General features: G+C 72.6%; 23 protein-coding genes and 1 tRNA gene. 3 read left to right on the top strand and 21 right to left on the bottom strand.

From position 1 onward, the window contains the following. Nucleotides 1–3: 3 nt before the first annotated feature. Nucleotides 4–558 carry a cysteine dioxygenase gene (locus ACMATS_RS23525; protein WP_414168951.1) on the bottom strand — a complete coding sequence of 185 codons (555 nt, stop codon included), beginning with the start codon at nt 556–558 and terminating at the stop codon, nt 4–6. Between the two features lie 175 nt (nt 559–733). Then, nucleotides 734–1,639 carry a LysR family transcriptional regulator gene (locus ACMATS_RS23520; protein WP_336413226.1) on the bottom strand — a complete coding sequence of 302 codons (906 nt, stop codon included), beginning with the start codon at nt 1,637–1,639 and terminating at the stop codon, nt 734–736. Nucleotides 1,640–1,833: 194 nt separating this feature from the next. Here ACMATS_RS23520 and ACMATS_RS23515 point away from each other — a divergent pair. Continuing rightward, a tRNA-Cys gene (locus ACMATS_RS23515) sits at nt 1,834–1,908 on the top strand. Nucleotides 1,909–1,922: 14 nt separating this feature from the next. On the opposite strand, the gene ACMATS_RS23510 is transcribed toward ACMATS_RS23515, so the two are convergent. Further along, nucleotides 1,923–2,780 carry a maleylpyruvate isomerase N-terminal domain-containing protein gene (locus ACMATS_RS23510; protein WP_414168950.1) on the bottom strand — a complete coding sequence of 286 codons (858 nt, stop codon included), beginning with the start codon at nt 2,778–2,780 and terminating at the stop codon, nt 1,923–1,925. 84 nt (nt 2,781–2,864) lie between these two features. Here ACMATS_RS23510 and ACMATS_RS23505 point away from each other — a divergent pair, with 84 nt between their 5' ends. After that, nucleotides 2,865–3,245, top strand: a complete 381-nt coding sequence (locus ACMATS_RS23505) for a VOC family protein (RefSeq protein ID WP_414168949.1) — start codon at nt 2,865–2,867, stop codon at nt 3,243–3,245. Nucleotides 3,246–3,292: 47 nt separating this feature from the next. Here the strand turns inward: ACMATS_RS23505 and ACMATS_RS23500 are convergent, their stop codons facing one another. From ACMATS_RS23500 to ACMATS_RS23445, 12 genes are all read right to left on the bottom strand, one after another. Further along, nucleotides 3,293–4,510 (bottom strand): WXG100 family type VII secretion target, encoded by a 1,218-nt coding sequence (locus ACMATS_RS23500; RefSeq protein WP_414168948.1) that lies wholly within the window; start codon nt 4,508–4,510, stop codon nt 3,293–3,295. A gap of 10 nt (nt 4,511–4,520) precedes the next feature. Continuing rightward, on the bottom strand, nt 4,521–4,832 hold the full coding sequence (locus ACMATS_RS23495; protein ID WP_414168947.1) for a DUF6317 family protein: 312 nt from the start codon (nt 4,830–4,832) through the stop codon (nt 4,521–4,523). After that, nucleotides 4,829–5,158: an SAV_915 family protein gene (locus ACMATS_RS23490; protein ID WP_414168946.1), complete on the bottom strand. Its 330-nt coding sequence runs from the start codon at nt 5,156–5,158 to the stop codon at nt 4,829–4,831. The genes ACMATS_RS23495 and ACMATS_RS23490 overlap by 4 nt, the downstream gene beginning before the upstream one ends. 59 nt (nt 5,159–5,217) lie before the next feature. Next, nucleotides 5,218–5,436, bottom strand: a complete 219-nt coding sequence (locus ACMATS_RS23485; protein ID WP_414168945.1) for a hypothetical protein — start codon at nt 5,434–5,436, stop codon at nt 5,218–5,220. Between the two features lie 30 nt (nt 5,437–5,466). Continuing rightward, the gene (locus ACMATS_RS23480; protein WP_414168944.1) at nt 5,467–5,892 is read right to left on the bottom strand and encodes a hypothetical protein; all 426 of its coding nucleotides are present in this window, start codon (nt 5,890–5,892) and stop codon (nt 5,467–5,469) included. Between the two features lie 102 nt (nt 5,893–5,994). Beyond that, nucleotides 5,995–6,366 (bottom strand): hypothetical protein, encoded by a 372-nt coding sequence (locus ACMATS_RS23475; protein ID WP_390782310.1) that lies wholly within the window; start codon nt 6,364–6,366, stop codon nt 5,995–5,997. Nucleotides 6,367–6,444: 78 nt separating this feature from the next. Then, a complete protein-coding gene (locus ACMATS_RS23470; protein WP_414168943.1) occupies nt 6,445–8,784 on the bottom strand; it encodes a xanthine dehydrogenase family protein molybdopterin-binding subunit in 2,340 nt (779 codons plus the stop codon). Then, entirely contained in the window at nt 8,781–10,046 is a 1,266-nt protein-coding gene (locus ACMATS_RS23465; RefSeq protein ID WP_414168942.1) for a (2Fe-2S)-binding protein, read from the bottom strand. Before ACMATS_RS23465 ends, ACMATS_RS23470 begins: the two co-directional genes overlap by 4 nt. Further along, nucleotides 10,043–10,951 carry an FAD binding domain-containing protein gene (locus ACMATS_RS23460; protein WP_391156573.1) on the bottom strand — a complete coding sequence of 303 codons (909 nt, stop codon included), beginning with the start codon at nt 10,949–10,951 and terminating at the stop codon, nt 10,043–10,045. Before ACMATS_RS23460 ends, ACMATS_RS23465 begins: the two co-directional genes overlap by 4 nt. Nucleotides 10,952–11,223: 272 nt before the next feature. Then, the gene (locus tag ACMATS_RS23455) at nt 11,224–12,843 is read right to left on the bottom strand and encodes a beta-N-acetylhexosaminidase (RefSeq protein ID WP_414168941.1); all 1,620 of its coding nucleotides are present in this window, start codon (nt 12,841–12,843) and stop codon (nt 11,224–11,226) included. A gap of 77 nt (nt 12,844–12,920) precedes the next feature. Next, complete coding sequence (locus tag ACMATS_RS23450) at nt 12,921–13,214, bottom strand: DUF3039 domain-containing protein (RefSeq protein WP_390782305.1); 294 nt, start codon at nt 13,212–13,214, stop codon at nt 12,921–12,923. 30 nt (nt 13,215–13,244) lie between these two features. Further along, nucleotides 13,245–13,871, bottom strand: coding sequence for a YqgE/AlgH family protein (locus ACMATS_RS23445; protein ID WP_390782304.1), 627 nt, complete (start codon nt 13,869–13,871; stop codon nt 13,245–13,247). A 251-nt stretch (nt 13,872–14,122) separates the two neighbouring features. Between ACMATS_RS23445 and murA the strand changes: the two genes are divergently transcribed. After that, complete coding sequence (murA, locus tag ACMATS_RS23440; RefSeq protein WP_390782303.1) at nt 14,123–15,463, top strand: UDP-N-acetylglucosamine 1-carboxyvinyltransferase; 1,341 nt, start codon at nt 14,123–14,125, stop codon at nt 15,461–15,463. Between the two features lie 288 nt (nt 15,464–15,751). On the opposite strand, the gene ACMATS_RS23435 is transcribed toward murA, so the two are convergent. The 6 genes from ACMATS_RS23435 to ACMATS_RS23410 all read right to left on the bottom strand — a co-directional run bounded on the left by ACMATS_RS23435 (nt 15,752) and on the right by ACMATS_RS23410 (nt 22,499). Continuing rightward, nucleotides 15,752–16,033: an HU family DNA-binding protein gene (locus ACMATS_RS23435; protein ID WP_003968811.1), complete on the bottom strand. Its 282-nt coding sequence runs from the start codon at nt 16,031–16,033 to the stop codon at nt 15,752–15,754. Nucleotides 16,034–16,305: 272 nt separating this feature from the next. Beyond that, nucleotides 16,306–17,739: an NAD-dependent malic enzyme gene (locus ACMATS_RS23430; RefSeq protein WP_414168939.1), complete on the bottom strand. Its 1,434-nt coding sequence runs from the start codon at nt 17,737–17,739 to the stop codon at nt 16,306–16,308. Between the two features lie 371 nt (nt 17,740–18,110). Beyond that, complete coding sequence (locus ACMATS_RS23425) at nt 18,111–20,435, bottom strand: HelD family protein (protein WP_414168938.1); 2,325 nt, start codon at nt 20,433–20,435, stop codon at nt 18,111–18,113. Nucleotides 20,436–20,533: 98 nt separating this feature from the next. Further along, complete coding sequence (locus tag ACMATS_RS23420; protein WP_390781993.1) at nt 20,534–21,283, bottom strand: zf-HC2 domain-containing protein; 750 nt, start codon at nt 21,281–21,283, stop codon at nt 20,534–20,536. Then, nucleotides 21,280–21,819, bottom strand: coding sequence for a sigma-70 family RNA polymerase sigma factor (locus ACMATS_RS23415; protein ID WP_390781992.1), 540 nt, complete (start codon nt 21,817–21,819; stop codon nt 21,280–21,282). Before ACMATS_RS23415 ends, ACMATS_RS23420 begins: the two co-directional genes overlap by 4 nt. An 89-nt stretch (nt 21,820–21,908) precedes the next feature. Beyond that, nucleotides 21,909–22,499, bottom strand: coding sequence for a CGNR zinc finger domain-containing protein (locus ACMATS_RS23410; RefSeq protein ID WP_414168937.1), 591 nt, complete (start codon nt 22,497–22,499; stop codon nt 21,909–21,911). Nucleotides 22,500–22,789 lie beyond the last annotated feature (290 nt).

The raw sequence follows: 22,789 nt of genomic DNA, 5'->3' as shown, positions 1-22,789 counted from the left end.
CGGTCAGAGCTCGTGGGCCGGAAGGTCGTACACGCGGCGGACGCTCGATCCGAGCCGCGAGACGTCGGCGCCGTAGATGTGGACGGAGATGGCGGTGGACGAACCGGCGTTGCGCACCCGGTGGATGTCACCGGGCGGCGCGAAGCCGCACACGCCGCCCTGGGCGTTGACCACGTCCTCGGTCGCGACGAGCCGGGCGGTCAGGCCCTCCGGGACGAGGCGGTAGCGGCGCTCGCTCTCGGTGCCCTGGTGGACTCCGGTGACGCACCAGGAGACGTGGTCGTGGATACAGGTCTGCTGCCCGGGCATCCAGACGAGCGCGACGACGGAGAAGCTGCCGTCGGGTTCGGCGTGCAGGATGTGCTGGCGGTAGTGCTCGGGGTCGCCCTCGCACTGCTCCTCGGTCAGCAGATCGCCGGCGCCGAGGTGGGCCGCGAGCCGCTCACCGACGAGGTACGCCGTCGTGTCGGGCGGCAGTCCGCGGCCTACGGCCTCCCGGACATCGCCGATGAGCTCGTCCAGGCGGGCTGTCGTCGGGGGTGCGGTAGGTGTGGTCATACGTGCAGAGTCGGGCGACTTGATCCATCAGTCCAACGACAGTTCGTAGAGAGGATTCTCAAGCGAGCTTATGGATCGGGGCTGCTCTGTTCGAAGAGGGCGCCCCGAAGGGGCGCGGGGAACTGCGCGAGAAACCGACACCGACCCGCAGCCGACCGACAACCGGCGGAAGCCCTCAGCAGCCGACCCGCCGCGCCGCGACGGCCTTCAGCTCGTCCAGGACGAGCATGGTGGCCGGAATCCGGAGGTGCTCGCGCAGCACGTAGGCGGAGACCTGCCGGCGGGACGCGGGGTCGAGGGCCCGCCCGGTGATCTTGTCGTGGCGCAGGAAGGACAGGACGAGCCCCGGCATCATGGCCACGCCGAGCCCTTCGGCGACGAGCGACTGCACGACGAGGATGTCGTCCGTGGTGAAGGCGATGTCGGGCGCGAAGCCCTCCTCGGCGCACTCGTGGAGGAAGTTGGCGCGGCAGCGCAGGCACCCGGCTATCCAGCGCTCGTCCGCCAGCTCGGCCAGCTTGACCGCGCGGCGCCGGGCGAACGGATGCCCCGCGGGCAGCAGCACGGTCAGCTGGTCCTCCATGAGCGGTATCTCGACCAGCTCCTCGGGAACCTGTTCGCGCAGGCCGGGATAGGTGAAGGCGAGCGTGATGTCACACTCGCCGCGCACCAGCCGGCGCAGCGACTCGGGCGGCTCGCCCTCCAGCAGTTCGACCCGCACCCCCGGATGATCGGCGGCCAGCCGGGCGAGGGCCTCGGGCACGATGGTGGCGCCGGCGCTGGGAAACGCACAGACCCGCACCCGCCCGGCCCGCAGCCGCGTCAGCGAACTCATCTGCTGCTGCGCGGCGGTGAGGCTGTCCAGAATCGTCTCGGCGTGCCGCGCCATCGCCTCCCCGGCCTCGGTCAGCCGCATCCGCCGCCCGGCCCGGGTGAAGAGGGGCGTGCCGACGGCCCGTTCGAGCGCCTTCATCTGCTGGGTGATCGCGGGCTGCGTGTATCCGAGCGCGCGGGCGGCTGCGGAGTACGACCCCGTCGTGACCACCGCATGAAACGTCTTGATGTGCCGCGAGTCGAACACGCAGGAATCATAAGCGGAATTTGGGGGAAGGGGGCGAGGACCGGTGGGTTGCTTCTGGATGATCGCCACGGCACTCCGTCCTCCCGATCCTCCCGCCGTTCCGTGAACGCAGCATGTCGGGTGCGTGGCAGGCCCCGAGGCCCCATTGAGCCCGCGCCCCCGGCGCCCTATGGTCGTGGGCAGTTGCACGAAACGGCCGTGTGCCCGAGTGGTTGAGGGGCTCGCCTGCAAAGCGAGTTACGTGGGTTCGATTCCCGCCACGGCCTCCATACCCGTCCGTTGCTCACGGACCGGCGATGAGCCCGCGCAGGCGCAGGGCGAGCCACGGCCGGGGGCCGCCGGCCAGGATCCGGCCCTGCGCCATCTCCTTCCAGAGCGGTGAGCGTCGGAAGGCGATCAGCAGGAAGGCGACCGGATCCATGGAGATCCGGCAGTCGGAGCGGCGCGAGGACGTCCCCTCGCGGGTCACCGTCATCGTCCCGTCCTCGACGGCGGCCACCAGCCGCGGCCCGCCGCGGACGGCGAGGTCGAAGGAGATGCGCACGCCTTGCGCCTTCGCCCGGTCCAGGGTGAGCGGCATCATCGTCGGCAGCGACTGCCCGACGACCAGCCGTGCCGCGTCCGCCCCGATCGTCCAGGGGAGCCGGGCGCCGCGGGCGATGTCGAGCCCGTGGAGCAGGCTTTCGCTGAGCATCAGCCCGGTGGCGGTGGCAAGCGTCAGGGTCACCTGCTGTCCGTACCAGGGCGTGGGTACGGGCGTCTCCGGCGCGAGTCCCCCGGTGACCCGGAGGAACGTTTCGCCGTGGTCGCGGACGAAGTCGCCGAGGTGTGCGCGTTCGTCCGCGCCGAAGAGCGAGACGGCCTTGGCGTTCACGGCAGTGATCCGCTCGGTCAACGAGCCGTCCCCGGGCGGAAGAACGCCGCCCCAGTCGGCGAACTCGCCGGTGAAGGCGGAGCAGTAGGCGAGGTAGACGGCCCGGAGGTGGGCGCCGACGTCGCCCACCGTCCAGTCGGGGAGGCTGGACGGCACGGTCATGTCGCCGACGTTGTCGAGCAGTTGGCCGAGCCGCTGGGCCGTCTCGTGCAGCGCGGCGCGGGTCTTGTCGTGCTCGGCGACGGGGTCGAAGGCGAGGGCATCCACGGCCGGCAGGGTACTGCCGACGACCGCAACCGGCCATGGTCCCGACCGTTCTCGGCGATCGCCCCCGGCCGTAGGCTGGTGCGCATGTCATCCCTCGTGCGTCACATCACCATCGACTGTGCCGACGCCCACCGCCTGGCCTCCTTCTGGGCCGAGGTCCTCGACGGCTCGCTCGCCGCCGACGACCATCCGGGCGACCCGGAGGCGATCGTCACCTCCGCGAGCGCGTCACTGCTGTTCATCACGGTGCCCGAGCGAAAGATCGTGAAGAACCGCGTGCACCTGGACCTGCAGCCGCAGGGCCGCACGCGCGACGAGGAGGTGGAGCGCCTGCTCGCCCTGGGGGCGACGATGGTGGACGACTTCCGCCGCCCGGACGGGACGGGGTGGGCGACCATGGCCGATGTCGAGGGCAACGAGTTCTGCGTGGAACGGAGCGCGGCCGAGCGGGAGCGGGGGCATTAGGCGGGCCGCAGATCTTCATCTTTGCCGGCGTGGCGCGAGGGTTCGGGTCACCCGAAGAGGCTGCGCCACACCTGCCTGGCCGAATTCTGTCCCTTGTGCCACAGGTCCACCGCGTCGTTGTCGGCCCACGCCCTGCCGGCGTCGGCGAAGCCTTCTCCGATGCCGGCGACGACACCGTCCTGGTGGATGTGCCGGCTGAAGTGGGCTCTGTGGGTGAGCTCGTAGCCGAACGTCCCCACGCCGTACCCGAGGACCGCACCTGCCGCAACACCCGTTGCGGCCACGGCCACCGGAGGTGCCGCTGCACCGATGGCGGCGACCCCCGACTCCACGAGGACGCCCGAGGCCAGCCCCGCCACCGCCGGGCCGCCGGCCTTGGCCACGGCCTCGCCCCAGGACCAGCCCTTCTCGTGGTCCTCCTCGGCCTGGCAGTAGACCGTCGCCCCGGTCAGGACTCCGCTGAGGGCACCCATCGCGCCCACCGCCCCGGTCCTTCCTCCGCGGAACCGGTCCGCGATCTCCCCGACCGTGAGCCTGGCGCCCTTGCTTCCCTTGAACTTGCCGGCCCAGCCCTCGACGGACGAGACGCTCATCCGCTGCTCGGTGAGCGCAGCCCGCGTCGTCCGGCGCTGCTCCAGCATCCGGTCCCACTCCTCGCTGCCCTTCGGCACCCCCGCATGCGCCCGCTTCAGGTCCGCCGCCTGCTTCTGCAGCCGCTCCAACCGCTCGTGGCCGACCTCCGTGACCGCCGCCGGTGCCGTGTACAGACCTCGCAGCACCTCCGCGAGCGTGAGCTGGTCCGCGGGGCCGAGCGTCTCGGGGGACCCGTCGCAGGGGAGGATCTGACCCGCAACGCCGTTCAGCCGCTGAGCAGCCCACTGACGTACGTGCTGTGCACGGGAAAGCGCTGCTTCCGCAAGGGTGAGGCCGACGGCCTGCGCCTGGCCTTGGTCCTGGCCCTGGCCCTGGTCCTGGTCCTGGTCCTGGACAGCCTCCAACTCGTGCCGCGCTTCGGACAGTTCGTCCGCGAGAACCGTGACGATGTCCGCTACCTGCGACATGGCCTCCGCCATCGCCGCCTGCACCGTGCCGTCCGAGGCCCACGCCGTCTGGAACGCACTCGCGGCCTCCCCGGTCCACCCCGCCTCGTGGACCACACCGGCGACCTTGGAGTTCAGGAACCTGGACGACTCGTCCAACGCCTGGGCGGCCGCCGTGTAGTCGCGCGCGACGTCGTGGAGCCCCCTGATGTCGTCGTCGATCACGGTCGGCCCCTCAGTCCTTGCCCTGGTACTTCTCGATCAGGTCGTCGAACATCCCGTGAACGTCGATATCGGTGTTCCGGTAGTCGGCCGCCGCCTTGCGCAGCTTGCTGCCGTGGCCATCGATCAGGCCGGTCATCATCTGGTGCGCTGCACCGAATGCGTCGCTGAGGCGCGAGAGGGCGGAGCCGAGGGCGACGTCACCGACCCCGGGGGTCGGCGGGGACGCCAGGTGCCTGGTGCGTCCGAGCTCCGCCGCCTCGCGGTGGAACGCCTTGCCGGTGGCGTCGATGTGGTCCACGGTTGCGCAGAGCCTGTCGCTCATGCCGCAGCCTCCGCCGTCGCCGGATCGACGGCGATGACCGAGATACCCGCCTCGCCGAGCAGGACACGCAACGCACCGACGGGCAGGGCCACCCACGGCTGATCCGGCCCGAGACAGGACACGAGCCGCTCCGCGGAGGTGAACACAAGCCCACAGATGTGTCCTTGAGCGGTCCGGCGCGTCTCGAAGAGAACCTGAGCCTCGGGCCCTTCCGGGCCGGGCCGGGCAGGTGCCAGGACAACACGGTTGTCGTCGAGCAGATCTGCGCTCATGGAGGGCGGCTCCTGATGGTCGTCAGGCTGTGCGGCGATCGCCAAGGCGATCACGCCTGCGACGCCTGCCGCAAGCAGGTTGCCGCGGGTCCGCCCGGGAGGGGTACGAGTCGTCAGGCCTTGCGTCGACGGTTGACGAGTACGGGGACCGCGACCGCCAGTGCGACGACTCCTGCGATGCCTGCCGCGAGCATGTTGCGCGTGGAGAGCAGGCCGTCGTCATCTGAGGCTTGCACTGGGGTGGTTGGCTCGGCTTCGGCATTCGGGGACTTCGACTCGAAGTCCGACACCGTGAGCAGGCCGCTGACCGGCTGCCTGATGAGCGGGCTCACGCCGCCCCCACCCGCGACAGGGGTCGTCACCTAGATCGTCCCTTCGCTATTGGCCGCGGCGCCGGCGCCGGCCCTGCCACCGCGCCCGCCCCCGGCCGGAGTGGCCGCCCCGCCCAGCTCCTGCGCCCGGCGCTGCGCCGCCCACATGCGTTCCTTCAGCTCCGCGTCGACGTTCGCGTAGCCGTCGTGCGCGCCCAGCACCGCCGTGCCCATCGCCTCGATCAGGTCTGCGAACAGCTGGGAGAGCTGCTCCAGTTGCGCATGCACCTCGTTGTACGCGCTGTACAGGCCGCCCGCCTCGGCGAAGTTCACGCCGAGGTGCCCCGCCCCGAGGCTCGCCTCCGCCACGCGTCCGGGGGCCGCCGCCGAGTCGTGCAGGGAGGCCAGAAGCTCGTCGACCCTGCCCTTGAAGGTCTTGAGCGATTCCAGCTCTGCGTGCAATCTGTCGGCGCCCACGTCCGCCCCGCCCGTCCCGTCCCTCGTCCGCTCTTCTTGACGGGACGCAGCCTACTGTCCGGTACCGACAGCCCACCTGAGTACAGGTACTCAGACGGCGCGTCAGCCCATCGGCAGGTTCGCGAGGATGCCGATCACCAGCGCTCCCGCCGCGAACGCCCCCGCCGCCACCGCCCCACGCGTCACCCCGTACCGCGGGTGGGACGGCAGGGCCCAGGTCACGACGAGCAGGGCGGCCGCGACGAGCCAGACGACCGGTGCGGCCGCCAGTGACGTCATGAGCGCGTCGGAGCAGTGGTCCGGGCCGCAACTGTCCGTCGCCATCGGGGACAAGCCGATCAGGAAAAGGTCGAAGGCGAGCAACGGCAGGACCAGCAAAGCCGTCACGCCGCGCACGCACCACGCCTTGCCGTCGTACGGGCGCACAGCCGGTATCGGCGGCTGCTGCCAGCCGTTCATCGTGGTGTTCCTCATGGACACCAGCCAAGCAACCAACAGCCCGGCCCCGCCTGCGCTCCCGTACTCAATCAGCCCACGCGCGCGTACTCAGACTCAGACGACCGCCGCCGTCTGGGGGCGGATCGGCAGCCGGTTCACCGGCCGGCCCGTCGCCGCCCGTACCGCCGAGGCGATCGCCGCCGGCGACGTCACCACCGGCACCGCGCTGATCGCCTTCGCGCCGAACGGGGCGACCACGTCCCGTTCCTCCACCAGCTTCACGATGCGGATGTCCGGCGCGTCCAGCGCCGTCGGCAGGGCGTACCCCGTCAGGTCCGGCCAGCGCACCTGGCCGCCCGGTGTGCGCAGGTTCTCCGTCAGCGCCGCGCCCACGCCCTGGGTGACGCCCGCTTCGATGCGGGCCCGAGCCTGGGCCGGGTTGAGGATGCGGCCGACGTCCTGGGCGAGTGCCATTTCGACGACCCTCACCGAGCCGAGTTCCACGTCCACGTCGACCACGGCACGCACCGCGCAGAACGCCATGCCGACGAAGGCGTCGCCCTGGCCCGTGTCGTCGAGCGGCTCCGTGGGGTGGGGGCGGCACTGGGCCGTCGCCCAGAGCTCCTTGCCGTCCAGGGCCTCCGCGACCGTCGTGCTCAACACCCCGTCGTACGACGTGATCTTGCCGTCCGTGATCTGCAGCAGCTCCGTCGACATCCCGAACTGCGCGGCCAGCGGCTGCAGCAGTTGCGTCCGCACCATGCGCGCCGCGCGCTCCACCGCGCCGCCCGACACCCAGGTGTGGCGGCCGTGGCAGGCGGGGCCCGACGGCGGCTGGTCGGTGTCGACCGGGGCGACGTAGACCTCCTCCAGGCCGAGGACCTCCTGGACGATCTGACGCGCCAGCGTGGTGAACCCCTGGCCCGTCTCCACCGCCGCGCAGATCACCGTCGCCACCGAGCCGCTGACCTTGACCGTGGCCGTCGAGACCTCGTCCGCGCCCTCGGCTCCCAGCATGTGGACCATGCCCACGCCGTAGCCCACGCCCCGGCGCACCGCGCCCGGGTCGCCCGCGCCGTCCGGGCCGCCGGGCAGGAGCCAGCCGTCCTCCGGGTCGTCCTTGGGCAGGGCCGGGAGCGGGAAGTCGCGTACCGCGCGCAGCAGTTCGGCGACCGGTGCCGGGCACGTCACCGTCTGGCCCGTGGGCAGCAGGTCGCCCGTCGCCATGACGTTGCGCATCCGCAGCTCCGCCGGGTCGATGCCCAGCTGCGCCGCCAGCTTGTCCATCTGGCCCTCGTACGCCGCGCACACCTGCATGGCGCCCTCGCCGCGCACGTGGCCGGAGGGCGGGTTGTTGGTGCGTACCGCCCAGCCCTCGACGAAGGCGTGCGGGACGACGTACGGGCCGCAGGCGAAGGCGACGGCGGCGGCCAGTGCGTCGGACGACGAGTCCGCGTACGCGCCCGCGTCCATCAGGATCTGGGCCTCGACCTTCACCAGCTTGCCCTCCGCGTCCGCGTGGTGGCGGTAGCGCAGGAGCGTCGGGTGGCGGTGCGGGTGGCTGAGGAAGGACTCCTCGCGGGTGGCCGCCAGCTTCACCGGGTGGCCGGTGCGCAGGGCGAGGAGGCCCAGCGAGAGCTGGATGCCCGCGTCCTCGCGGTCGCCCATGGAGCCGGGGACGCCGGTGACGACGACCTTCACGCGCTCGGGGTCCAGGCCGAAGCAGGCGGCGGCCTGGTCGCGGTCGGCGTGCGGGTCGGTCGAGGCGGTGTAGATCTCCACGCCGCCGTCGGGGCGCGGCACGGCCAGGCCGGCCTCGGCGCCGATGGGGGCCGGGTCCTGGCGGCCGATGCGATACAGGCCCTCGACGACGACCTCGCCCGTCGCCTCCGGGTCGCCGAAGCGCAGCGGGATGTGGCGGATCAAGTTGCCGTCGGGGTGCAGCGGTTCGGCGGCGAACGCCTGCTCCGGGTCGGTGACCGGCTCCAGCACCTCGTACTCGACGGCGATGGCCGCCGCCGCGAGGCGGGCCGTGTCGGGGTGGTCGGCGGCCACGGCGGCGATCGGCTCGCCGTGGTGGCGGACGATCCCGGAGGCGAAGACCGGGCGGTCGGCGATCCCGCGGCCGTGCGCGGCGGAGCCCGGCACGTCCTCGTGCGTGACGACGGCCCGGACGCCCGGCATCGCCGCGGCGGCCGAGGTGTCGATGGTGACGATGCGGGCATGCGGGTGCGGGGAGCGCAGCACGGCCGCCCACAGCAGGCCCTCGGCCCACAGGTCGGCGGCGTACGGGAAGGTGCCCTGGGCCTTGGGCAGGGAGTCCGTGGAGGGGAGCGAGACGCCGATGCCGTGCGTGCGCGGCTCGGTCAGGACGGGCGGCGGAGCGGTCACCGCAGTGGCGGCGCCGAGGCCCTCGCCCAAGCCCATGCCGGTCGCGCCGCCCATTCCGCTCATGCCGTTGCCCTTCCGCTGCCGCCGTTGTGCAGACCCGCCTGGTGCGGGATGCGTGCCGTCTCGGTCTCCGGCTGCTGCGCCTCTTCGAGCGCGGCGGCCGTCTCGGTGCGCTCGTCGACCACCTGGCGCACCGCGTCGAGGACGCCCCGGTAGCCGGAGCAGCGGCAGAGGTTGCCGCAGATCGCCTGCCGGGTCTCGAGCTCGCTCGGGGCGTGGTTGCCCTCAAGCAGGTCGTGCACGGTCATGGCCAGTCCGGGCACGCAGAACCCGCACTGCACGGCCCCGCACTCGACCAGTGCGCGCTGGACGTCGGACGGCTGCCCGTCGACGGTCAGGCCCTCGACGGTGCGGACGTCCGAACCGGCGGTCGTCGCGGCCGGTACGAGGCAGGAGGCGACGAGCCGGCCGTCGACCTGCACCGAGCACGCGCCGCACTCGCCCTGTGAGCAGCCGTCCTTGGCGCCCGCGAGGCCGAGCCGCTCGCGCAGGACGTAGAGCAGGGACTCCCCGATCCAGGAGTCGGTCACGGGGCGGTCGGTGCCGTTGACGCACAGGACGTAGGAGACGCGCGGGTGTTCGTCGTGCGGTTCCGCTTCCGCGAGGCCGCCGGGGTCGCCATGGTCGCCGGGGGCGGCCTCCGGGTCCGCTTCGGGGGCGGGGGCGGGCTCCGGGGCGGGTTCGAGGGCTGCGGCCTCGTCCTCGGTCTGCTTCTCGTCCGCCGACTCCGCCGCCGGCTCCACCGGCGCGGCAGCCGGCTCGGGCGCAGGCTCGGGCTCGGGGGCCGGCCCGGCCGTCCACGCCTCGGTCAGGTGATCACCTGTACCGGTGATGTCCACGGGCGCGGCGGCCCGTTCGCGCATCGGGTACTCGCCGGACTCCTCCACCGAGTCGTCCCCGGCGGCCGGGACGGACCACTGGCCCGTGTCGCCCTCCGTGGCGCCGAACGGGACGGCCCACTCCTGCGTGGCCTGCGGGTCCGCGGGGCCGCCGGCGTCGGCGCCCCGCACGTCCCACTCCCCGGTGGCTGCCGGGGAGGCGTACGGGTCCGGCCACGTCACCGCCGGAGCGGGCGCGGGTGCAGGCGCGGGTGCGGGCGCCGGGGTGCCCGGCGCCGCGAGGGGGCCCCAGCCGCCGGAAGTACCCGGCTGTGCGAGGAGTTCGGGCGGCAGCTGGACGAACGTCGTGCCGTCCGCGTCCAGCCCTGCGCCCTGGGGGATCGGCTGCCAGCCGCCCTCGGTGTGTCGCTGCTGTTCGTCACTCACGCGAGTGCCCTCCCCAGTGCTCGGCGGGCCAGAGTCGCCACCGTACGACGGAGATGCAGCACCGCCGGCGGCAGGGTACCCGGCCCGTCGCCGGTCAGGGCGGCGGAATGCTCGGGTACGGGGTCGGGGATGCAGGCGACGGCCACGTACTCGCCGAAGGCGGCGAGCGCCTCGGGCGCGAGGGTGCGGTCGCCGTCCCAGTCGATGAGCGAGGACACCCAGTGCTCGGTGTCGAACGGCCGCAGCGGCATGGGCGCGACGGCGCCCACCGCGCAGCGCACGCTGCGCCGCGCCGGGTCGAGGACGACGGCGACGGAGGCGGTGGCGCGGCCCGGGCCGGTGCGGCCGGTGGCCTTGAGGAAGACCTGCGGGGCGTGCAGCAGCGGCACGCGGACGTGGCCGATGAGCTCGCCCGGCCGCAGCATGTCGAGGCCGGCGAGCATCCGGCCGACCGGCACCTCGCGGCGCCCTCCGCCGGGGCCCGCGATGACGAGCGAGGCCTCCAGGGCGGCGAGCACGGGCAGGGCGTCGCCGGCCGGTGCGGCCGAGGCGATGTTGCCGCCGAGGGTGCCGGCGTTGCGGATCTGCGGCGGGCCCGCGGTGCGGGCGGCGGCGGCGAGGGCGGGGATGAGGGCGGCGAAGTCCGGGCGGCCCATGCGGGCGTGGGTGAGACCGGCACCGAGCAGGGCCGCGCCGTCCTGGTACTGCCAGCCGCGGATCTCGTTGATCCGGCCGAGGCCGACGAGTCCGGCGGGGCGCAGCAGTCCCGAGTTGACGGCGGCCATCAGATCGGTGCCGCCCGCGACGGGCACGGCTGTGGGCATGGCGGCGAGCGCCGCCACGGCCTCGTCGAGCGTGCCCGGCAACGTCACGGTGTGCGCCGCCTGCGGTGCGTGCGTGGTCAACCCACCTGCCCCTTCCCCGGAGGTCCCGACTGTGCCGCCAGGTCTCGCCGTACGGTACGTGCTGTCGGCCCGGACGTGGCAACTCTGGCACATCTTCGGAGGTCGCCGTCGCGAGGGTCCGCGAACCGCCGGGCCGGCCCCGGGCGGAGGCCGGCCTCTGCGCGCTGTGGGCGTATTGCCATGCTTCGGGGATCCTTGTACGACTTACGGCGGTGTGTGAAGGACCACGGTGCCAGGGGCACGCCGCACGGGCCGTCACCTTCCGCCGCGGCTCACACGATCGGGGGCGGGCCCTCGATCGGGCGTCCGAGCACACCCGGGCGGCGCTGCCAGGGCCGCGGGCCGCCGGACGGCCGGTAGTCCACGCCGAGGGCGTCGAGCCGGGCGTAGTGGACGGCCATCCGGCGTTCGAACCCGGCCCAGTCGCGCTCCGCGGGCGCCGGCAGCGCGGACCACGCGGTCTCGGCGAAGGCGGCGAGCCGGGGGAACGCCTGGTAGTCCACGCGCTGCTGGGTCTCCGTCACCTCGGTCCAGAGGTTGGCCTGGGCGCCGAGGACGTGTGCGGCGGCGGGAGTTCCGGCGAGCTCCGGGGGGACGGGTTCGAAGCGGTAGACGTCCTCCAGGGTGCGGACGTAGCCGATGGGGACGGGCTCGTCGGGGCCGTCCGCCTGCCGGTGGTCGAGGTAGACCTGCTGCTCGGGGCACATGATGACGTCGTGTCCGGCGCGCGCGGCGGCGATTCCGCCCGCGTATCCGCGCCAGGAGGAGACGGTCGCTCCCGCGGCCAGGCCGCCCTCCAGGATCTCGTCCCAGCCGACGAGCCGCCGCCCGCGCCCGGCGAGCCAGCGGTCGAAGTGCCGGATGAACCAGCTCTGCAGCTCGTCCTCGTCGGCCAGGCCCTCGGCTGCAATGCGGGCCTGGGCGGCCGGAGATGCCTTCCACTGGTCCTTGGGGCACTCGTCGCCGCCGATGTGGATGAAAGGGGAGGGGAAGAGGTCGAGGACCTCGGCGAGGACGTTCTCGTAAAAAGCGAGAACGGTGTCGGTGGGGGCGAGGACGTTCGGGTTGACGCCCCAGGTGTCCCAGACGTCGAGGGCGGCGGTGTCGACGACGTCGGCGTTGCCGAGCTCCGGGTATGCGGCGATGGCGGCCTGCGAGTGGCCGGGGAGGTCGATCTCGGGGACGACGGTGATGTGCCGCTCGGCCGCGTACGCGACGATCTCGCGGATGTCGTCCTGCGTGTAGTACCCGCCGTGCGGGCGCTCGTCCCAGAGCGGGGACGCCCGGTGCCCGAGCTTGCTGCGGGCCCGCCAGGCGCCGGCCTCGGTCAGCTTCGGGTAGCGCTCGATCTCGATCCGCCAGCCCTGGTCGTCCGTCAGGTGCAGGTGCAGGACGTTCAGCTTGTGGGCGGCGAGCAGATCGAGGTAGCGGAGGACGCCGTCCTTGGGCATGAAGTGCCGGGCGACGTCGAGGAGTACGCCGCGCCAGGCGAAGCGGGGGGCGTCCTCGATGACGGTGCAGGGCACCGTCCACTGCCGGTCCGCGTGCAGCGGGGCGCGGCGGAAGGCGTCCGGGCCGAGGAGTTGGCGGAAGGTCTGGGCGGCCCAGAAGACGCCGGCGGGGCTGCCGCCGGTCATGTCGACCGTGTCGTCGCCGACGACGAGGCGGTATGCCTCGGTGCTCAGCGAGCGGTCGACTCCGAGCACGATGCGGTGGGTTCCGGCGGTGCCGGGGTCCAGCGGGAGGCTGGTGGCCGCGCCGACCGTGGCGCGCAGCCAGCGGGCCACGTCCTCGGTGCCGGGGTGGGCGTCGAGCAGGGTGCGGGCGTCGAGCGCGCAGTGCCCTGCGGGGGGTACGGGCCGGATCTGCTGCGGGGACGGGATGAGGTCCATGGGGTGTTCTTGCCCCCGACCCGCCCCTTCCCGAAACCGGGGCCCGGGGGCGGAACCCCCGGACACCCGGTGCCGGACTACTTCTTGTCCCCGCCCTTGCCCTTGTCCTTGTCGCCGCCCGTGGAGCCGAGACCCTCGAAGATCTCCTTGCACATCGGGCAGACCGGGTACTTCTTCGGGTCGCGCCCGGGCACCCAGACCTTGCCGCAGAGGGCCACGACCGGGGAGCCGGAGAGCGCGCTCTCCATGATCTTGTCCTTCTGGACGTAATGGGCGTAGCGCTCGTGGTCGCCGTCGCCGTGCGACACCTGCGGCGTCGGCTCGACGAGGGTGCCGGTACCTGCCCCGCGCTCGGGCTCGAGAGTGCTCATGGTCCCCAAGGGTACTGGGGCCGGGCGCCGTCAGTTGAGGCTCGGGTCGTCCGGATAGGTGGCGACCATCGCCAGTTCGTTCCGCTGGCGGCGCAGCACGGCGCGCCACAGCTGCTGGGGGTCGGGCGAGGAGACGTCGCCGGGCTCGGACTCCACGACGTACCAGGCGCCCTCGACCAGCTCGTCCTCCAGCTGTCCGGGGCCCCACCCGGCGTACCCGGCGAAGATCCGCAGCGAGCCGAGGACCGTGGCCAGCAGCTCCGGCGGGGCCTCCAGGTCGACGAGGCCGATCGCGCCGTGCACCCGGCGCCAGCCGAGCGGGCCGTCGTCGCCGGTGTCCTCGCCGCGGAGCCCGGGACCCGGCCGGGCGCCCCGCTCGCCCGCCTCGTGCGCCTCCCCCGGCACGACGGCCACGCCGAGGGCCGAGTCGAGCGAGACCGGGCCGCCCTGGAAGACCACGCCCGGCTCCCCGGTCAGACCGGCCCAGGACGCGAGGATGTCGCCCACGCCGACCGGGGTCGGCCGGTTGAGGATCACGCCGAGGGAGCCCTCGTCGTCATGGTCGAGCAGCAGCACCACGGCGCGGTCGAAGTTCGGGTCCGAGAGCGCCGGTGTCGCGACAAGCAGTCGCCCTGTGAGCGAGGACACCTCGGTCATGGCCACATGATCCCGCATTTCCGGCCCGAACGGGGAGTGGACTGCGAGGACGGACAGGGAGCGACGAGGGGCGTACGAGAGCAGCCACCGCGCAGAGCGACCGGTGATAACCGGTAGCGACCGTTCCATAAACGCAGCGTGTTGTTGCCAATCCATGACGTACGCAAAGCCCCCATCAGGCGGCAGTCGGGCCCTCCGGTCGCATTACCCTTTCTTCTTGCCCCCTGCCCAACTCCAGGAACGCGAGATCCATGACCGGCCCTGACGATGTCCTGCTTGTCCACGGCGGTACCCCGCTCGAGGGCGAGATCCGTGTCCGCGGTGCGAAGAACCTCGTGCCGAAGGCCATGGTCGCCGCGCTGCTCGGCAGCGGTCCCAGCCGGCTGCGCAATGTGCCCGACATCCGCGACGTGCGCGTCGTCCGCGGCCTGCTGCAGCTGCACGGTGTGACCGTCCGCCCCGGCGACGAGCCGGGCGAACTGGTCATGGACCCGTCCCGCGTGGAGAGCGCCAACGTCGCGGACATCGACGCCCACGCCGGCTCCTCGCGCATCCCGATCCTCTTCTGCGGCCCGCTGCTGCACCGCCTCGGCCACGCCTTCATCCCCGGCCTGGGCGGCTGCGACATCGGCGGCCGGCCCATCGACTTCCACTTCGAGGTGCTGCGCCAGTTCGGCGCCACCATCGAGAAGCGGGAGGGCGGCCAGTACCTGGAGGCCCCGCAGCGGCTGCGCGGCACCAAGATCCAGCTGCCGTACCCGTCGGTCGGCGCGACCGAGCAGGTGCTGCTGACGGCCGTGCTGGCCGAGGGCGTCACCGTGCTGTCGAACGCGGCCGTGGAGCCGGAGATCGAGGACCTCATCTGCGTGCTGCAGAAGATGGGCGCGATCATCTCCATGGACACCGACCGCACCATCCGCATCACCGGTGTCGACTCGCTCGACGGCTACAACCACCGCGCCCTCTCCGACCGCCTGGAGGCGGCCTCCTGGGCGTCGGCGGCGCTGGCCACCAAGGGCAACATCTACGTCCGCGGCGCCCAGCAGCGCTCGATGATGACCTTCCTCAACACCTTCCGGAAGGTCGGCGGCGCGTTCGAGGTCGACGACGAGGGCATCCGCTTCTGGCACCCGGGCGGCTCGCTCAACGCCATCGCGCTGGAGACCGACGTCCACCCCGGCTTCCAGACCGACTGGCAGCAGCCGCTGGTCGTGGCGCTCACCCAGGCCTCCGGCCTGTCGATCGTCCACGAGACGGTCTACGAGTCGCGCCTCGGCTTCACCTCCGCGCTCAACCAGATGGGCGCTCACATCCAGCTCTACCGCGAGTGCCTGGGCGGCTCCGCCTGCCGCTTCGGCCAGCGCAACTTCCTGCACTCCGCGGTCGTCTCCGGCCCGACGAAGCTGCAGGGCGCCGACCTGGTCATCCCCGACCTCCGCGGCGGCTTCTCGTACCTCATCGCCGCCCTGGCGGCCGAGGGCACGTCCCGCGTCCACGGCATCGACCTGATCAACCGTGGCTACGAGAACTTCATGGAGAAGCTGAAGGAGCTCGGGGCGCACGTCGAGCTCCCGGGCGGAGCGGCCGCCTGACCGTGCAGCACCACCCGGCTGGGCCCGCGCCCGGCTGGGGGTCCGGGGGTCATCCCCCGGGACAGCACAGCATGGAGAAGCTGAAGGAGCTCGGGGCGCACGTCGAGCTCCCGGGCGGAGCGGCCGCCTGACGGCGCGTAGCGCACTGAAGAAGCCCGTACGGACCGGTCGGTCCGTACGGGCTTCTTCGTGTCTCAGAGGGCCTGACAGGGCCTCACGAAGGCCAAAAGGGTGGTCACCCCGGCCGGGGTGACCACCCTTCAGTGCTGAGCAGTGCTCACAAAGGCCTTACTTGCCCTTGGCCGCTTCCTTGAGCTTGGAGCCCGCGGAGACCTTCACGCTGTAACCAGCGGGGATGTTGATGGGGTCACCCGTCTGCGGGTTGCGGGCGGTGCGAGCGGCGCGGTGCGTGCGCTCGAAGGTCAGGAAGCCGGGGATGGTCACCTTCTCGTCGCCCTTGGCGACGATCTCACCGACGGTCTCGGCGAGGGCGGCCAGAACGGCGTCGGCGTCCTTGCGGGTCACCTCGGCGCGGTCGGCCAGAGCGGCCACCAGCTCACTGCGGTTCATGTTGTACTCCCGTGTTCATCTTGCCAATGAGGCGTGAGATCGAAGCCGATGCTGCCAGGGCCCTCGGACAGTCCCCGGACCCGGGTCCGTTGCCGGACCCTCGCGCCCGGTTACGCATCCTGCCCCCACCAGTAGTGGGAAAGCCAATCCGGCGCCCTGGAGAGTCACACGGAAAGCGCTGCAGCCTCGGATGCGGCCGCGTCCTGCGGCCTGATTTCTGCCCGACACCTTATGGGGGTCCGGCAAGCCGCGCGCCACTCGACGCGCCGTGATCAGGCAGTCGTGGTGGCCGTCACAGCCGCTCCGGCGGCCTTGGCGGCCTCCCGGACGGCTCCGGCGACCGCTCCGGCGACCTTGTCGTTGAAGACGCTGGGGATGATGTAGTTCGCGTTGAGCTCGTCGCCGGCGACGACGTCGGCGAGGGCGCGGGCGGCGGCGAGCATCATGTCGGTGTTCACGGTGCGGGACTGGGCGTCCAGCAGGCCGCGGAAGACTCCGGGGAAGACCAGGACGTTGTTGATCTGGTTGGGGAAGTCCGAGCGGCCGGTGGCGACCACGGCGGCGGTCTGGCGGGCGATGCCGGGGTCGACCTCGGGGTCGGGGTTGGCCAGCGCGAAGACGATCGCGTCTTCGGCCATCGCGGCCACGTCCTGCCCGTCCAGCACGTTCGGCGCCGAGACGCCGATGAAGACGTCCGCCCCGCGCACGGCCTCCTTCAGCGTGCCGGTGATGCCCTCGGGGTTGGTGTTGTCCGCGATCCAGCGCAGCGCGGATTCGGGGGCCGCGTCCACCAGGTCCGCGCGGCCGGCGTGCACGACACCGTGGATGTCGGCCACGACCGCGTGCCGCACGCCGGCGGCCAGCAGGAGCTTGAGGATGGCGGTGCCGGCCGCGCCCGCACCGGACATGACGACCCGTACGTCGCCGATATTCTTCTCCACCACGCGCAGCGCGTTGGTCAGGGCGGCGAGGACGACGATGGCGGTGCCGTGCTGGTCGTCGTGGAAGACGGGGATGTCCAGGGCCTCGCGCAGGCGGGCCTCGATCTCGAAGCAGCGCGGGGCGGAGATGTCCTCCAGGTTGATGCCGGCGAAACCCGGGGCGATGGCCTTGACGATCTCCACGATCGCGTCGGAGTCCTGGGTGTCCAGGCAGATCGGCCAGGCATCGATGCCCGCGAACCGCTTGAACAGGGCGGCCTTGCCCTCCATCACCGGCAGCGCGGCCTTGGGGCCGATGTTGCCCAGGCCCAGCACCGCCGAGCCGTCGGTGACCACGGCCACCGAGTTCCGCTTGATCGTCAGACGCCGCGCGTCCTCCGGGTTCTCCGCGATCGCCATGCACACCCGGGCCACACCGGGGGTGTAGACCATCGACAGGTCGTCACGGTTGCGGATCGGGTGCTTCGACGCCATCTCGATCTTGCCGCCGAGGTGCATCAGGAACGTACGGTCCGAGACCTTGCCCAGCACCACGCCCTCGATGCCGCGGAGCTTCTCGACGATTTCGTCCGCGTGCTCGGTCGAGGTCGTCGCCATCGTGACGTCGATGCGCAGCTTCTCGTGGCCGGAGGCGGTCACGTCCAGGCCGGTGACCGAACCGCCCGAGGACTCCACGGCCGTGGTGAGCTGGCTGACGGCGGTCCCGCTCGCGGGGACCTCCAGACGGACGGTCATCGAGTACGAGACGCTAGGCGCCGTTGCCATGGCCGCTTTCCTCTGCTTTCCCTGTTCTTTACGTTTTCCCCGTCGCGGGAGCGCGACGTTCGATCGTCGCACCTACTGACCAGTAGACGGTAACCGGTCAAGAAGGTGCAAAACCCTGTGCGAAAAACCGTCAGGGCGCCCCTCGGACTGTGAGGGACGCCCTGTGGAACGTCTGGTGACACCGACCCGCCATGCTCGCCTCGCGGCAAGTGGTCGCTCGAAGCGACGAAGGTTGGGCCCGGGGGCTTGGATCGAGCCGGTGCCGTAACCAGGCTAACAAACGCTCTCCCGAAAGTAATTCCTCCGGGCCCGGCGGCCGGCCCGCACCGCCCGTTCGGCGCCGCGGGCCGGTCCCGGGGCCGGTCCCGCCCTCAGTCCCGCAGCAGGTCCGGCACCCCGTGTGCGTCCGGGTCGTCGCGCTCGGCGGAGAGCACCGTCAGCCGCTGCGTGGCGCGGGTGAGCGCCACGTAGAGCACGCGCAGGCCCGCGGGGGACTCGTCCGCGATCTCCGCGGGCGAGACCACGAGCGTGGCGTCGTACTCCAGGCCCTTGGCCTCCAGGCTGCCCAGCACCACCACGCGGTCGCCGAGCCCGGCCGCCCACTCGCGCGCCTCGGCACGGCGGCCCATCGGGACGACCACGCCGACCGTGCCGTCCACGTCGGCCAGCAGGTGCAGCGCCTCGCGCCGTACGGACGCGCCGAGTTCGGGCCCCGCGACGGTGAACCGGGGCTCCAGGCCCGTCGAGCGCACGGCCCGCGGGGCCTGCATGCCCGGCATCGCCAACGCCAGGACCTTTGCGGCGAGTTCGGCGATTTCGGCGGGGTTGCGGTAGTTCACGGTCAGCTCGAAGCGGCGCCGCGGGCGGGCGCCCAGCGCCTCGTCGCGGGCTTCGGCCGCCTCGTCCGGGGCGGACCAGGAGGACTGTGCCGGGTCGCCGACGACCGTCCACGTGGCGGTACGGCCGCGGCGGCCGACCATGCGCCACTGCATGGGCGTCAGGTCCTGGGCCTCGTCGACGATGACGTGCGCGTAGTCCCGGCGCTCCTGGGCCAGCCGCTCGGCCCGCTCGCGGCGCGACTCCGAGCGCTGCGGCATCAGTTCCTCCAGCCCGGTGAGCTGGTCCAGCGGGTCCAGGTCGCGGGCCGGCTTCGGGCGGGCCGGGACGCCGAGCAGCGCCTCCAGCTCGTCCAGCAGCGCCACGTCGTGCACCGACAGCAGGCCCTTCCCGGTGGCGTCCAGGCGGCGCAGCGAGCGGGCCAGGAGCCGGACTTCGCGCGGGTTGAGCACCCGGCGCGACCAGCGCGAGAGCCGCTTCTCGTCGGCCATGCAGGCCAGCACGCGGCGCGGGGTGAGCTCGGGCCACCAGGCGTCGAGGAAGGCGGTGAAGTCGTCCTCGGTGGTGATGTCCTCGTCGAAGGCGGAGCGTGCCTCGGCGGCGAGTTCGGGGTCGGTGTAGCGGCGGGGGCCGCCGGCCTTCGACCACAGGGCGTCGAGGATCAGCCGACGGGCGCGCGGCCGCAGGAGGTTGACGGGCGCGGTGCCGCCGAGGGCGGTCTGCCGGATGCGCTGGAGCGCGTCGGCGTCCAGCTCGATGCGGCCGCCGAAGGCGACGACGCGCAGCCGGCCGGGCTGGTCCGGCGTCTCCAGCGCGCCGCGCACGGCCTTGCGCAGCACCTTGAGCATGCGCGACGAGCCCTTGACGCGGGCGACGGCCGGCTCGTCGTACGTGTCCGCCTCGGCACCGTCCACCAGGGAGCCGACCGCGCGGATGGCGACCTGGCCCTCCTCGCCGAGCGACGGCAGGACGCCCTCGGTGTAGGCGACGAGCAGCGGCGTCGGGGAGACGACGAGGATGCCGCCCGCGTAGCGCCGGCGGTCCTGGTAGAGCAGGTAGGCCGCGCGGTGCAAGGCGACGGCGGTCTTGCCGGTGCCCGGGCCGCCCTCGACCTCGGTGACCGAGGCGGCGGGGGCGCGGATGACCAGGTCCTGCTCGGCCTGGATGGAGGAGACGATGTCCCGCATGGTGTGGCTGCGGGCCTGGCCGAGGGCGGCCATCAGCGCGCCGTCGCCGACGACGGGCAGCGCGGTGCCGTCGAGGGTGCTGGTCAGCTCGGGGCGCAGCAGGTCGTCCTCGACGCCGAGGACCCGGCGGCCCTTGGAGCGGATGACGCGGCGGCGCACGACCCGGCCGGGCGCCACCGGCGTGGCCCGGTAGAAGGGGGCGGCGGCGGGCGCCCGCCAGTCGATGACCAGCGGCGAGTAGTCGGAGTCCAGGACGCCGATGCGGCCGATGTGCAGGGTCTCGGCGATCTCGGCCCGGTCGCCGCGGACGGCGTCGTCGGCGGGTTCGACGGAGGTGTAGGCGCCGTCGGGGCCCTTCTTGCCGTCCTTGCCGAGGAGCAGGTCGATGCGGCCGAAGAGGAAGTCCTCGAACTCGTTGTTCAGCCGGTTGAGGTGCACCCCGGCACGGAACACCTGGGCGTCCCGCTCGGCGAGCGCTCCCGGCGTGCCGACCTGGCCGCGCTTGGCGGCGTCGTCCATCAGGAACTCCGCCTCGCGGATCTTCTCCTCGAGGCGGTGGTACACCCGGTCCAGATGGTGCTGCTCGGCACCGATCTCTCGGTCGCGGACCCCTTCCGGCTCCTTTGCCGGTCCTGTCGCCACCTGCACGTCCGTGGCGTTCTGCGCGGCCACCCAGGCCCCCTTCTGCTGTGCGTAGGGCAGCCGTCAACCGTACGCGAACAGGGGTACTGAGCGCACCTGTCAGGACATGAGGGGTTTGCCACGATGGGTCATACGTTCTGCATGTTGACAGTGGCCAGATGCTGGCCATCGAGGGTACGGACCTCGAAGCGCGCGATCTCGTCGCGGTTGAAGGCCGTGCCGCCGTGCGTGTAGAGGGGCTCCCGGCCCCACTTGTCGCCGCCCTTGTCGATCCCGTAGCCGGAGGCCGGGACGGCCCAGGTGGTGACGGTCTGCGTCCGGCCGTTCTTGCCGACGGCGACGAGGTCGCAGCTCAGCGGGCCCTTGACGTTGGCGAGCTTGAGGACGACGCGGGTGCCCCAGGGCTTGTCCATGAGCGAGACGGTCGCGTCGACGCCGGTGCCGGGGTCGACGGCCCCGTACTTGTCGCCCTCCTGGTACATCTGCTGGGCCATGCTCGTGCCGCTCTGGTCCGGCTCGCCCTCCGCCGTGACGGCCAGGGCCGCCAGCGGCCCGGCGACGATCATCGCGGAGGCCGCGCCGGCCAGGCACACCCGCCGCACCCGCTGTCTGCGGCGGGTCACGGCGATGTGCTCCAGCAGCGCGGGGAGCATCTCGGGGCGGGGCGCGGGCTTCCTCACTTCCTCCTCGTGCGGGGGCATCGACTCCTTGTAGTCGGCGAGGAGCGGGGTCAGGCCCATCAGACCGTCGAGCTCGGCGGCGCACCGGGGGCACGCGGCGAGGTGTTCCTCGAAGCGGGCGGCGTCGGCCGCGTCGAGGACGCCGAGTGCATAGGCGCCGACGTCGGTGTGATCGGTGTGCCGTGCCGGCCCGGTCATGGCGTCACCCCTCGTTCCTCGAGCGAGACCTTCATCGAGCGCAGGGCGTAGAAGACCCGGGACCTCACCGTCCCGGGCGGTACGCCCAGCGTCTCTGCCGCCTCGTTCACCGTTCTTCCCTTGAAATAGGTCTCGATCAAGGCCTCCCGGTGGGCTTCGGAGAGATCGCCCAACGCGTCGGAGATGGTCATCAGGCGCAGCGCCCGGTCGATCTCGTCGGCCGCCGGGACGACGTCCAGCGGCCCCGCGTCGACCTCCTGCGGGCGTGCCTGCCTGCTGCGGTGGCCGTCGATGACGATCCGCCGCGCCACGGTGACCAGCCAGGGCCGGACCGAGGAGGGCGAGCCGCGCAGCCGGTCGGCATTGCGCCAGGCGCGCAGCAGCGTCTCCTGGACGACGTCCTCCGCGCGCTGGCGGTCACCGGCCACCAGCCGGGAGACGAAGGCGAGGAGCGGGCCCGCGTGCTCCGCGTAGAGAGCCCGCATCAGGTCCTCGTCACGGCTCGTCCTGTCGGCCACGCCCGCATCCTTGCGCACGCGTTCCCCTCGGGTCGAGGGCGTGAACACCCACGGAGTTTCCTTTCAACCGTGGGTACGGGCAGATGGCCGAATCCGTTCAGTTCCGGTCAGTTCCCGGCTGTACGGGCCCGGTGCCGGGCGACCCGCTCCCGGTTGCCGCACACCTCGCTGGAGCACCAGCGCCTGCGGCGGCCCCGGGAGGTGTCCAGGTAGACCAGGGAGCAGTGCTCCCCCGCGCAGCGGCGCAGCTGGCCGCGGGCGACGGGGTCGGTGAGCAGGTCCACGGCGTCCCGGGCGACCTGCCCGAGGAGCGCCCCGCAGTCGGGGGCGCCGGCGAGACTGCGGACGAGGAGCCCGTCGGCGCCCCGGCCGGCCTGCGGGGCGGGCGGCGCGGTGGCGGCCAGCGCGTTGACCCGCTCCAGGTCGGGGTCGGCGGCCCGCCCGTCGACCTCGGCGTGCACCACGCGGTGCAACAGGTCGCGCGCCGCACGGAACCGCCCGAGCCAGGCCCCGTCCACGCCGCCGAGCGGGGTGCCCTGGGGCACGATCCCGGCGCCGAGCAGCCACGCTCTCAGCCGCTCGGGCGTATCGAGCCGGTCCACCGGCTCCTCGCCGCGCCGCCCGTCGACCGTGGCCACCAGATCGAGGCAGAGCCGCCCGGAGTCGAACCGCAGCTCGTAGGCCGTCGCCGCCGCCATGCGCGTGTCACCTTTTCCTGTTGGGAGAGGCTCCCCCCGCCGCCCCCAGGGTGCCGGGTCGGACGCGCGCCCGAAAGGGTCTCGGGCTGCCTACGCCCGTACGCCGGGTGGGCGCCGGGCGGTTGACGGGGGGTGGGTGCGGGGGTTGGTGGATGGGTACGCCCTCTCTTCGGGTCAATTTCCCTGCGGTGGCGGCTATTTGGCGGACGTGGTGCGCTGCATACCCCGCGGGGGGCCTCGTGCGCAACGGGCGGGTGATTGTCGGATCTTGGGATCCGCCCACGTCCATT

Origin of the sequence: Streptoverticillium reticulum, from assembly GCF_047456005.1 — a bacterium.
Lineage (GTDB): Bacteria > Actinomycetota > Actinomycetes > Streptomycetales > Streptomycetaceae > Streptomyces > Streptomyces reticulum.
Note: the sequence above shows the minus strand (reverse complement) of the source record. Positions and strands in the feature narration are given on the sequence as shown.

Bases quoted from the DNA above. Each gene is read 5' to 3' on its own strand.
- ACMATS_RS23525 (WP_414168951.1), bottom strand. From the start codon at position 558: ATGACCACACCTACCGCACCCCCGACGACAGCCCGCCTGGACGAGCTC.
- ACMATS_RS23505 (WP_414168949.1), top strand. From the start codon at position 2,865: ATGTCATCCCTCGTGCGTCACATCACCATCGACTGTGCCGACGCCCAC.
- ACMATS_RS23495 (WP_414168947.1), bottom strand. From the start codon at position 4,832: ATGAGCGACAGGCTCTGCGCAACCGTGGACCACATCGACGCCACCGGC.
- ACMATS_RS23475 (WP_390782310.1), bottom strand. From the start codon at position 6,366: ATGAGGAACACCACGATGAACGGCTGGCAGCAGCCGCCGATACCGGCT.
- ACMATS_RS23470 (WP_414168943.1), bottom strand. From the start codon at position 8,784: ATGAGCGGAATGGGCGGCGCGACCGGCATGGGCTTGGGCGAGGGCCTC.
- ACMATS_RS23455 (WP_414168941.1), bottom strand. From the start codon at position 12,843: ATGGACCTCATCCCGTCCCCGCAGCAGATCCGGCCCGTACCCCCCGCA.
- ACMATS_RS23450 (WP_390782305.1), bottom strand. From the start codon at position 13,214: ATGAGCACTCTCGAGCCCGAGCGCGGGGCAGGTACCGGCACCCTCGTC.
- ACMATS_RS23445 (WP_390782304.1), bottom strand. From the start codon at position 13,871: ATGACCGAGGTGTCCTCGCTCACAGGGCGACTGCTTGTCGCGACACCG.
- murA (WP_390782303.1), top strand. From the start codon at position 14,123: ATGACCGGCCCTGACGATGTCCTGCTTGTCCACGGCGGTACCCCGCTC.
- ACMATS_RS23435 (WP_003968811.1), bottom strand. From the start codon at position 16,033: ATGAACCGCAGTGAGCTGGTGGCCGCTCTGGCCGACCGCGCCGAGGTG.
- ACMATS_RS23430 (WP_414168939.1), bottom strand. From the start codon at position 17,739: ATGGCAACGGCGCCTAGCGTCTCGTACTCGATGACCGTCCGTCTGGAG.
- ACMATS_RS23420 (WP_390781993.1), bottom strand. From the start codon at position 21,283: ATGACCGGGCCGGCACGGCACACCGATCACACCGACGTCGGCGCCTAT.
- ACMATS_RS23410 (WP_414168937.1), bottom strand. From the start codon at position 22,499: ATGGCGGCGGCGACGGCCTACGAGCTGCGGTTCGACTCCGGGCGGCTC.